This window comes from Pseudoroseicyclus tamaricis (assembly GCF_012070395.1).
GTDB classification, from domain to species: Bacteria; Pseudomonadota; Alphaproteobacteria; order Rhodobacterales; family Rhodobacteraceae; genus Pseudoroseicyclus_A; species Pseudoroseicyclus_A tamaricis.
Genome location: NZ_JAAFYS010000002.1, coordinates 303,183 through 313,433, shown reverse-complemented (window position 1 = coordinate 313,433; position 10,251 = coordinate 303,183). Strand labels below are relative to the sequence as shown.

Annotated in this window: 9 protein-coding genes; 3 read left to right on the top strand and 6 right to left on the bottom strand. The window is 71.1% G+C overall.

The window, feature by feature from the left end:
* Positions 1 to 78: 78 nt before the first annotated feature.
* Positions 79 to 795, bottom strand: a complete 717-nt coding sequence (gene ctrA, locus GY170_RS07865; RefSeq protein WP_163891807.1) for a response regulator transcription factor CtrA — start codon at positions 793 to 795, stop codon at positions 79 to 81.
* A gap of 89 nt (positions 796 to 884) precedes the next feature.
* The gene (sciP, locus tag GY170_RS07860) at positions 885 to 1,163 is read right to left on the bottom strand and encodes a CtrA inhibitor SciP (RefSeq protein ID WP_163891805.1); all 279 of its coding nucleotides are present in this window, start codon (positions 1,161 to 1,163) and stop codon (positions 885 to 887) included.
* Between the two features lie 127 nt (positions 1,164 to 1,290).
* On the opposite strand from sciP, the gene mnmA reads away from it, so the two are divergent.
* Positions 1,291 to 2,427 (top strand): tRNA 2-thiouridine(34) synthase MnmA, encoded by a 1,137-nt coding sequence (gene mnmA, locus GY170_RS07855; RefSeq protein ID WP_163891802.1) that lies wholly within the window; start codon positions 1,291 to 1,293, stop codon positions 2,425 to 2,427.
* A 135-nt stretch (positions 2,428 to 2,562) separates the two neighbouring features.
* Here the strand turns inward: mnmA and GY170_RS07850 are convergent, their stop codons facing one another.
* Entirely contained in the window at positions 2,563 to 3,096 is a 534-nt protein-coding gene (locus GY170_RS07850; protein ID WP_163893761.1) for an RSP_2648 family PIN domain-containing protein, read from the bottom strand.
* A 3-nt stretch (positions 3,097 to 3,099) separates the two neighbouring features.
* Positions 3,100 to 4,302 carry an RSP_2647 family RNA methyltransferase gene (locus GY170_RS07845; protein WP_167803306.1) on the bottom strand — a complete coding sequence of 401 codons (1,203 nt, stop codon included), beginning with the start codon at positions 4,300 to 4,302 and terminating at the stop codon, positions 3,100 to 3,102.
* Positions 4,303 to 4,418: 116 nt separating this feature from the next.
* Between GY170_RS07845 and edd the strand changes: the two genes are divergently transcribed.
* Positions 4,419 to 6,221 (top strand): phosphogluconate dehydratase, encoded by a 1,803-nt coding sequence (gene edd / locus GY170_RS07840; protein ID WP_163891799.1) that lies wholly within the window; start codon positions 4,419 to 4,421, stop codon positions 6,219 to 6,221.
* A 10-nt stretch (positions 6,222 to 6,231) separates the two neighbouring features.
* The gene (eda, locus tag GY170_RS07835) at positions 6,232 to 6,873 is read left to right on the top strand and encodes a bifunctional 4-hydroxy-2-oxoglutarate aldolase/2-dehydro-3-deoxy-phosphogluconate aldolase (RefSeq protein WP_163891797.1); all 642 of its coding nucleotides are present in this window, start codon (positions 6,232 to 6,234) and stop codon (positions 6,871 to 6,873) included.
* A 327-nt stretch (positions 6,874 to 7,200) separates the two neighbouring features.
* On the opposite strand, the gene GY170_RS07830 is transcribed toward eda, so the two are convergent.
* Both GY170_RS07830 and GY170_RS07825 read right to left on the bottom strand, forming a co-directional pair.
* Positions 7,201 to 7,464, bottom strand: coding sequence for a hypothetical protein (locus GY170_RS07830; protein ID WP_163891793.1), 264 nt, complete (start codon positions 7,462 to 7,464; stop codon positions 7,201 to 7,203).
* Positions 7,465 to 7,476: 12 nt separating this feature from the next.
* Positions 7,477 to 10,251: a [protein-PII] uridylyltransferase family protein gene (locus tag GY170_RS07825; RefSeq protein ID WP_163891790.1), complete on the bottom strand. Its 2,775-nt coding sequence runs from the start codon at positions 10,249 to 10,251 to the stop codon at positions 7,477 to 7,479.

Here is a 10,251-nt window from a genome sequence, read left to right as displayed (position 1 = left end):
CCGGTGCGTCTCGGCGGGCGCGGGCGCGTCTGCACATGGGGCCCCGAGGGATGTGCAGAGCGCGCCCGGCGCCGCGGATCAGGCGCCGACGGCCAGCTGCGTCTCGCCGGCGTTGGCCGGATCGGGATCGCGCAGCACGTAGCCGCGGCCCCAGACCGTCTCGATATGGTTCTCGCCGCCGGTGGCCTGGGAGAGCTTCTTCCGCAACTTGCAGATGAAGACGTCGATGATCTTCAGCTCCGGCTCGTCCATGCCGCCGTAGAGGTGATTCAGGAACATCTCCTTCGTCAGGGTGGTGCCCTTGCGCAGAGAGAGCAGCTCGAACATCTGGTACTCCTTGCCGGTCAGGTGCACCGGGCTGCCGTCGACATCGACCGTCTTGGCATCGAGGTTCACCGTGATGCGGCCGGTCTTGATGATCGACTGCGCATGCCCCTTGGAGCGGCGGATGATGGCGTGGATGCGCGCGATCAGCTCTTCACGGTGGAAGGGCTTGGTCAGGTAGTCATCCGCGCCGAAGCCGAAACTTTTCAGTTTGCTTTCAGTCGCATCGTCGCCCGTGAGCACCAGAATGGGCGTGTCCACGCGGGACACGCGCAACTGGCGAAGAACCTCGTGCCCGGTCATGTCCGGCAGGTTCAGATCCAAGAGGATCAGGTCGTAGTCGTACAACTTCGCCAGATCGATCCCCTCTTCGCCCATGTCGGTCGCATAGACGTTGAGGTTGGCGTGGGTCAGCATCAACTCGATAGACTTGGACGTGGTAGGATCGTCCTCAACTAGTAACACGCGCATGCAGCCCTCCGTTCCTTCAGCAGCACGAGGAGAGTAAACCGTATATGGTTAACCCTACGTTACCGAAAGAACCGCCACAGGTCGACCTTTTAAGCCTGTCGATACCGCTTGAGGGCAGTCGCCTTCAGCGCCGCCTCGCCATGGACCTCGACGGCGCGGACCCAGCTTTCGAACTCGTCGTCCGAGAGGGCGTACGTCTCCATCGCCGTCTCCCTTCCGATGAGGCCGTGCTTGACCGCCTTGACGACCGCAGCCTTGCGCGACGCCACCCAGCGCCGCGTGTCGGGCGGCGGCAGATCCGCCCGCGACAGATAGCTGCCATCCGGCAGCTGGACGGCGCGGGGGCCGTCCACCTTGCGCAAATACATATCTCACCCCTCCGTGGATCGTTTGCAGGGCGGACATTCGTCGAAAGAGCGTTAACGGGTCGTAAATGGTGCGCTTGTAGATAAAGAGGATTTTCCTATATTCCGGGCCATTGCCAAGGATTCCGAAATGCCGCTTGATACCGCCCCCAACGCGCTGGGCTTCGCCCGCGCCCCTGCCCGCACCCGCGTGGTCGTCGCCATGTCCGGCGGCGTCGACAGCTCCGTCGTCGCCGCCCAGCTGGCCGAGGAGGGGTTCGACGTCGTCGGCGTGACGCTGCAGCTTTACGATCACGGCGCCGCGCTGGCCAAGAAGGGCGCCTGCTGCGCCGGGCGGGACATCCACGATGCCCGCCGGGTCGCCGAGGCGATGGGCTTTCCGCATTACGTGCTCGATTACGAGAACATGTTCCGCGAGGCGGTGATCGACGAGTTCGCCGAGAGCTACCTTGGCGGGGCCACGCCCGTGCCCTGCATCCGCTGTAACGAACGTGTGAAGTTCCAGGATCTGCTTGGCACGGCGAAGGACCTCGAGGCCGACTGCATGGCCACCGGCCATTACATCCGCCGCCTCGACGGGCCGGCGGGGCCGGAGCTGCACATGGCCGCCGACGAGGCGCGCGACCAGAGCTACTTCCTCTTCTCGACGACGAAGGAGCAGCTGGCCTACCTGCGCTTCCCGCTGGGCCACCTCAAGAGCAAGGCGGAGACGCGGGCGCTGGCGCAGCGCTACGGGCTCGGCGTCGCCGACAAGCCTGACAGCCAGGACATCTGCTTCGTGCCCGACGGCGATTACGCCAAGCTGATCGAGAAGATCCGCCCCGGGGCGGCGCAGCCGGGAGAGATCGTCCATGCCGACGGGCGGGTGCTGGGCACGCATGAGGGCGTGATCCACTACACGATCGGCCAGCGGCGCGGGCTGGGCATCGGCGGCCTGTCGGAGCCGCTCTACGTCGTCCGGCTGGATGTCGACAGCCGGCAGGTGGTCGTCGGCTCGCGGGACATGCTCGCGGTGCGGCGCATCCCGGTGAAGGAGGTGAACTGGCTCGGTGACGGCGCCTTCACCGATGAGGCCGAGTATCACCTGCGGGTGCGCGTGCGCTCCACCAAGGCACCGGTGGACGCCATCGTCCGCCCGACCGGGCCGCGCGAGGCGGAGGTGGAGCTGGCACTCGCCGAGGAGGGCGTGAGCCCGGGGCAGGCCTGCGTCTTCTACGCCGGCGAGGGCACGCGGGTGTTCGGCGGGGGCTGGATCCACCGGGGCTGAGCCGGTTGGGCTGAACCGGCGGGGCTGACAAGGCCGAGTGTCGCGAGAGCTGAGATTGAGGGACCGGGGGGCCAGCCCCCCGGAGCCCTCCGGGATTTTCTGGACCAAAGACAGGGGGGCGGTGGGCCCCGGCGGCTAGGTCAGTACCTTGCCGAGACGGGGGAGACGCGCCTTTTTCATGAGCGCGCGCATCTGCCACTCCTGGCCCGAGAGGCGGCGGGCCTCGGCGAGGACCTCCTCGGCGACGGCACGCATCGGCTCCGGCGAGGCCTCGTGGAAGCCGAGGAGCAGCGCGTCGGGGTCGGCGCGGGAGAGGCCCTCGTCGGCGAGGACGTTGCGCGGGAAGTCCTTGGCGTTGGAGGTGACGATGACATCCGACGAGCTGGCGATGGCGGCGGCGAGGACATGCACGTCCGCCGGGTCGGGCAGCCAGAGGCGGCGCTCCAGCTCCGGCGGCCAGCTGACGCGGGCGCGCGGGAAGGCGGCGGCGGCGAGGGCGATCTCGCCGCGGGCGGCGGCCTCCTGCCCCTTGCGGGCGGCGGCGCGGGCCCATTCCTCCTCGATCCGGGGCGACCAGCGCGGCTCGTAGAGCCCGGCGCGGGCGGCGCCGAGCAGCATGCGCTGCATGACCGTCGGATAGAGGACGCAGGCGTCGAGGACGGCGCGCACCATCTAGAGCCGGAAGACCACGGATTTCAGGTAGCCGCTCTCCGCCAGCTGTGGGAGCTGCGGATGATCCGGCCCCGCGAAACCGGTATGGATCAGCTGCCCGCGCCGGCCGGCCTTGCCGATGCCGCGCGCGGTGGCGGCGCGGAAGTTGGCCAGATCGGCGGCATGGGAGCAGGAGCAGCAGCAGAGATACCCGCCCTCGGCCACCAGCGGCGCCGCGAGCCGGGCGACCCGCTCGTAGGCGCGCAGGCCCTTGTCGAGCGCCGCCTTATTGGGCGCGAAGGCGGGCGGATCGCAGACGACGAGGTCGAAGCGCTCGCCCTCGGCCGCCAGCGCCTCCATCACCGCAAAGGCCTCGCCCTGGCGGCTCGCGAAGCGGGCTGCGGTGCCGGAGGCCTCGGCCCCCTGCCCCGCCAGCGCCAGCGCGGGGGCGGAGGAGTCCACCGCGAGCGCCGCCTCGGCCCCGGCGGCGAGCGCCGCGAGGGAGAAGCCGCCGACATGGGCGAAGACGTCGAGCACCCGGCCGCCCCGCGCCAGCCCGGCGGCGAAGGCATGGTTGGGCCGCTGGTCGTAGAAGAGGCCAGTCTTCTGCCCCTCCATCAGGTCGGCGAGATAGGTGGCGCCGTTCATCGGCACGGGGACGGGCGCGGCCGGCGCGGTGCCGACGAGCACCGCCGTCTCCTCCGCCAGCCCCTCCAGCGCACGGCCGCGCGAGGTGCCGTTCTTGATCACCGTGGTGACGCCGGCGATCTCCACCAGGGCCGCGGCGATCTCTTCCGCCATCGTCTCCGTCCAGGCGGCGTTGGGCTGCATGACGGCGATGTCGCCGAAACGGTCGACGATCAGGCCGGGGAGGCGGTCGGCCTCGGCATGGACGAGCCGGTAGAAGGGCGCCTCGTAGAGCCGCGCCCGGTGGGCCAGCGCCACCGCCAGCCGCTCGCGCAGCCAGGCGGGTCCGATCTCGGCGGCCGGGTCCATGTCCATCATCCGGGCGGCGATGCGGCTTTCGGGGTTCACCGTCACCACGCCCATCGGCGTGCGGTTGGCATCCTCCAGCACCGCGAAGCTGCCGGGTGCCAGATTTTTCGTCCGCCGGTCGAGAACCAGCTCATTGCCATAGACCCAGGGGAACCCGTGGCGGATGGCGCGCGCTTCCGCCTTGGGCATCAGCCGGACGGTAGGGTAGACAGATGTAAGATCTTCCATGATGCGCCCTCCTACCCCGCCACTGGCGGGCGCGAAAGCCTGAGCGCCTTGTTAGCGCTAACGTCATTTGCTAGGGATCCGCCCGACGCATCTCTTCCTCGGAAAGGACAAGCCCCATGCCGCTCCATCCGAAACTCACGGACATCACCGAACGTATCCGCGCCCGCTCCGAAGGGCCGCGCGGCGCCTACCTCGCCCGGCTGGAGGCCGCCCGCGCCCAGGGGCCGAACCGCGGCCACCTCGCCTGCGGCAACCAGGCTCATGCCTATGCCGCGATGGGCGATGACAAGGAGAGCCTCGCCGATGGGCGGGCGCCGAACCTCGGCATCATCACCAGCTACAACGACATGCTCTCGGCGCACCAGCCGTTCGAGACCTTCCCGCAGGTGATCCGCGAGGCGGCCCGCAAGGTGGGGGCGACGGCGCAGGTCTCCGCCGGGGTGCCGGCGATGTGTGACGGCGTCACGCAGGGGCAGACGGGGATGGAGATGTCGCTCTTCTCGCGCGATGTCATCGCCATGGCCGCGGCCGTCGGCCTCAGCCACAACACCTACGACGCCGCGCTCTACCTCGGCGTCTGCGACAAGATCGTCCCCGGGCTGATCATCGCCGCCGCCTCCTTCGGGCATATCCCCGGCGTCTTCATCCCCGCCGGCCCCATGACCTCCGGCCTGCCGAACGACGAGAAGGCGGCGGTGCGCAACCGCTATGCCTCCGGCGAGGCGACGCGGGAGGAGCTGATGGCCGCCGAGATGGCCTCCTACCACGGGCCGGGCACCTGCACCTTCTACGGCACGGCCAACACCAACCAGATGCTGATGGAGTTCATGGGCCTGCACATGCCGGGCGCCAGCTTCGTCAACCCGAATACCCCGCTCCGCGAGGCGCTGACGGTCGCCGGCGTGGCGCGGGCCGCCGAGATCACGGCGCTGGGCAACGACTACCGCCCGGTGGGGCACATCCTCGACGAGCGGGCCTTCGTGAACGGCATCGTCGGGCTGATGGCGACGGGCGGGTCGACCAACCTCGTCCTCCATCTGCCGGCGATGGCGCGGGCGGCCGGGGTGATCCTCGACCTGCAGGACTTCGCCGACATCTCGGCGATCACGCCGCTGATGGCGAAGGTCTATCCCAACGGTCTGGCGGACGTGAACCACTTCCATGCCGCGGGCGGGCTACAGTACATGATCGGCGATCTGCTGGAGGAAGGCCTCCTCCATGAGGAGGTCGAGACGGTCGCCGGCACCGGCCTCTCCCGCTACACCGAGGAGCCGAAGCTGAAGGACGGCCGGCTGACCTACGAGCCGGGCGAGGGCGTCAGCCACAACGACAAGATCCTGCGGCCGGTCTCCGACCCCTTCGCCAAGACGGGCGGGCTGGTGCAGCTGGAGGGCAATATCGGCCGGGCAGTCATCAAGGTCTCCGCCGTGGCGCCGGAGCGGCGGGTGATCGAGGCGAAGGCGCGGGTCTTCCACGACCAGGAGAGCGTCAAGGCCGCCTTCCGCGCCGGGGAGTTCACCGAGGACACCATCGTCGTCGTCCGCTTTCAGGGGCCGAAGGCGAACGGCATGCCCGAGTTGCACTCGCTGACGCCGACGCTCTCCGTCCTGCAGGACCGGGGGCTGAAGATGGCACTGGTGACGGACGGGCGCATGTCCGGCGCCTCCGGCAAGGTGCCGGCGGCGATACATGTCTCGCCCGAGGCGGCCGATGGCGGCCCGATCGGGCTGATCCAAGACGGCGACCCGATGCGCCTCGACACCTCGACCGGAACGCTGGAGGTGCTGGCCGACCTGACGGGGCGCAGCCCGGCCGAGCCGGACCTCTCCGCCAACCAGACCGGCCTCGGGCGCGAGCTCTTCGAGGTGTTCCGCCGCAATGCCGGGCTCGCCACGACCGGCGCCTGCTCCCTTCTCTGAGGATATCCTGATGACCCCCGAACACGCCTCCGAACTCACCGCCCGCACCTGCCAGCTCGCCCCCGTGGTGCCGGTGCTGGTGCTCGACGATGCCTCGAAAGCCGAGGGCCTCGCCCGCGCGCTGATCGCCGGCGGCCTGCCGGCGCTGGAGGTGACGCTGCGCACCCCCGCCGCGCTGGAGGCCATCGCCGAGATGGCCAAGGTCGACGGAGGCGTCGTCGGCGCCGGCACGCTGCTGACGGCCGAGGATGTCGAGAAGGCCAAGGAGGCGGGCGCCAGCTTCGGCGTCTCCCCGGGCGCCACGAAGCGGCTGCTGGAGGCCTGCGAGGCCAACGACCTGCCGCTCCTGCCCGGCGCCGCCACGGCGAGCGAGGCGATGGCGCTGCTGGAGCGCGGCTACAAGACGATGAAGTTCTTCCCGGCCGAGGCCGCGGGCGGCGCCAAGGCGCTGGGCTCCTTCGCCTCGCCGCTGCCGCAGATCCGCTTCTGCCCGACGGGCGGGGTGAGCCTGAAGAACGCGCCCGACTACCTGGCGCTCCCCAACACGCTCTGCGTCGGCGGCTCCTGGGTGGCCCCGAAGGACATGATCGCCGCCGAGGACTGGGCGGGGATCGAGGCGCTCGCGGCCGAAGCGGCGGCGCTCTCCCGGTAGGGTTACGGGCGCCGTAGGTTCCGTCTCGTAGGGTGGGTTTGTAACCCACCTTCGCCATACGGAGGTGACCGGCCCGAGCTTCTCCCCCGCCCGGTGCGCGCCAAAGGCGCAGGGCGAGCGCCGGCCCGTCCCGCGGGCTGGCGCTCTGGTTGAGCCAGGTGCTCCGCCCGGAGCGGGGAGGTGATTGCACCATAAAGTGCGCAGCTCCACCGTCGGAGCGCCACCCCACGGGCCGGCGCTCGCCCTGCGCGTGAGAGGGGTGCGCCCGGTGGAGAGGGGGAGGTGGGTTGGAAACCCACCCTACGTGGCCCCGGGGGAAGTGACCCCCTACTCGACCCGGGCCGAGCGGCCACCGCGGCGCTTCGGCTCCGGCGGGGCTTCGAGGCCGTCGCGAAGCACCGCCGTCATCGGGTGGCCCTCGTCGCCGTATTGCTCCAGCAGCCCCGGGATGACGCGGCGCGCCTCGGCCCCTTCGGGCAGGGACATCGCCCAGTCGAAGAAGATCGAGCGGCATTGCTCGATGGTGATCCCCTCGATCCGGTAGGATTCCCGGATCAGACCCTGCGGATCGTTCTGTGCCGTCTCAGCCATGCGCCTGTCCTCTCATGTCTGGCCCGCCCGGGCGATCAGGGCGTCGATGATCTCCGCCGCGGCCGCGCCGCGGGCCCGCATCGTCGCCTCCAGATCCTCCATAGCATCTTCCGCCGTCTCGCGCAGCAGCATCCGCCGCCCGCCCTCGCCCAGCTCCTCCGGCTCCGGCCGGCCCCCGGTAAGGAGCCGCCCCGTCGCCTGCAGGCGCCAGAAGAGGCGGTGGGCACTCTCCAGCACCTCCGCCTCGCCCGGCTCGATCAGCCCGGCCGCCTGCCCGGCCTCCAGCTGGCCCGCCGTCGTCCGCTCCGCCGAGCCCGCCATCAGGCCCAGCATCTGCGCCGCCAGTTCGATGTCGAGGAGCCGGCCGGGGCCCGTCTTGGCGTCCCACAGCGCCCCGGCGCCCCTGGCCGCGGCGATCCGCGCGCGCATTTCGGCGACCTCCCGGGCGATGCCGGCGGAATCCGCCTGCCGGCCCAGCAGCGCCTCGCGGAAGGCCTCGATCTCTGCGCCGAGCTCCGCCTCCCCGGCCACCGCACGGGCGCGGGTGAGCGCCAGATGCTCCCAGACCCAGGCCTCCTCCGCCTGATAGGCCTTGTAGGCCGAGAGCGCCGTCGCCACCGGCCCCTGCCGGCCGGAGGGGCGAAGGCGCATGTCGATCTCATAGAGCTTGCCCTCCGCCGTCGGCGCCGTCATCGCCGTTACCAGCGCCTGGGCGAGGCGGGCGTAGAAGGTTCGCGCCGGCAGCGGGCGCCTGCCCTCCGATTCCTCCACCCCGGCCGCGTCGTAGATGACGATCAGGTCGAGGTCCGATCCGGCATTCAGCCGCCCTGCCCCGAGGCTGCCCATCCCCAGCGCCATCGCCCCCCGCCCCGGCGGGCTCCCATGCTTGGCGGCGAACTCCGCCACCACGTGCGGCCAGAGCGCGGAGAGGCTCGCCTCGGCGATGTCGGCATATTGCGCCCCCGCCTCCTCGGCCGTCACCAGCCCGCGCAGGTGGTGGACGCCGACGCGGAAGTGCCATTCCTTCGCCAGCACCCGCGCCCGGTCGAGCACCGTCTCGTAGTCGGCCCCCCGCGCCAAGGTGGCGGAGAACAGCTCCGTCAGCCCCGCCGCCCCCGGCCAGGGCGCGAAGAAGCTGCCGCCGATCACGGCGTCGAGCACTCCGGCATTGGCGGAGAGGTAGCGTGACAGCGCCGGCGCGGTGCCGGCGATATCGGCGATCAGATGCGTCAGCTCGGGGTTGGAATCGAAGAGCGAGAAGAGCTGCACCCCAGCCGGCAAGCCGTTGAGAAAGGCATCGAAGGAGCCCAGCGCCTCCTGCGGGTGGGCGGCACCTGCCAGCGCCGCCAGAAGCTCCGGCTGCAGGCGGCGGAAGATCTGCCCGGCGCGCGGCGAGCGCAGCGCCGGGTAGGAGGGCCAGCGCGCCACGATCTCCCGCGCGTAGTCGGGCAACGGCGGCGGCGGCGGCGTGGCGCCCGGCGCGAAGAACCCCTCCGTCAGCTCGGAGACCTCGCGGCAGCGCGCCTCCAGCTCCGCCCGCAGCTCCCCCACCTCGCGGCCCATGAAGGCCGCCAGCCGCGCGAAGCCCTCGGCGGAGCCGGGCAGCGCGTGCGTCTGCGTGTCGTGGAGCATCTGCAGCCGGTGCTCGACCTCCCGGTGCGCCCGGTAATGTGCCGCCAGCCGCTCCGCCGTCTCCTGCGGGATCCAGCCGGCGGCGACCAGCCGGCCCAGCCCCTCGACGGTGCCGCGCACGCGGAGTGACGGGTCGCGCCCGCCGGCAATGAGCTGGCGGGTCTGCACGTAGAACTCGATCTCCCGGATGCCGCCCTGCCCCAGCTTGACGTCATGCTCCTCCAGCGTCAGCGGCCCGCCGAGGCCCTTGTGGTCGCGGATGCGCTGGCGGATGTCATGGGCATCCTCGATGGCGGCGAAATCGAGGTGCCGGCGCCAGATGAAGGGCCGCAGCGTCTCGATGAAGCGCTCGCCCGCCTCCCGGTCCCCCGCCGCCGGGCGCGCCTTGATCCAGGCGGCGCGCTCCCACGAGCGGCCGACGCTCTCGTAATATTGCTCGGCGGCGCCCATCGACAGCGCGACCGGCATCACCGAGGCATCAGGCCGCAGCCGCAGGTCGGTGCGGAAGACGTAGCCCTCCGCCGTCATCTCGCCGAGCATCTTCGCCGCCGCCCGCGTGATGCGGACGAGCCCGGCGCGCGCCTCGTCGAAGTCGGCCTCCGGCAGGGCGGTCTCGTCGAAGAGCGCGATGAGGTCGATGTCGGAGGAGTAGTTGAGCTCCCCGGCCCCCATCTTGCCCATGGCGAAGAGCGTCAGCCCGCCGCCCCTGCGCTCCGCCGCGCTGGCGGGCAGCTTGCCGCGCCGCACGGCCCGCGCCACCTCCGCCGCCAGCGCCGCCTCGCAGGCCGCGTCGGCGAGGCGCGTCAGCCAGCCCGTCACTTCCTCCAGCGCCCAGACGCCGCCGAGATCGGCCAGCGCCACCATCAGCGCCAGCCGCCGCTTGGCCTGCCGCAGACCCGCGGAGAGTGCCTCCGGCGCCACCTCCGGCACGCCGTTCAGCACCGCCTCCAGCGCCGCCTCGGGCGCCTCCACGGCCTCGACGAGCCACGCCGCCTCCCGCCGGATCAGCCCGTGCAGGTAGGGGCTGCACCCGGCCGCCCCGGCGACCAGCTCTCGCAGCTCAGGCGGAAGGCCCGGCAGCGCCTCCAGCACCTCCGCGCCCCGGTCGGGATCGAAGGGGCGGGGCGTACGGGTCAATCTGTCGGAGAGGTTCAT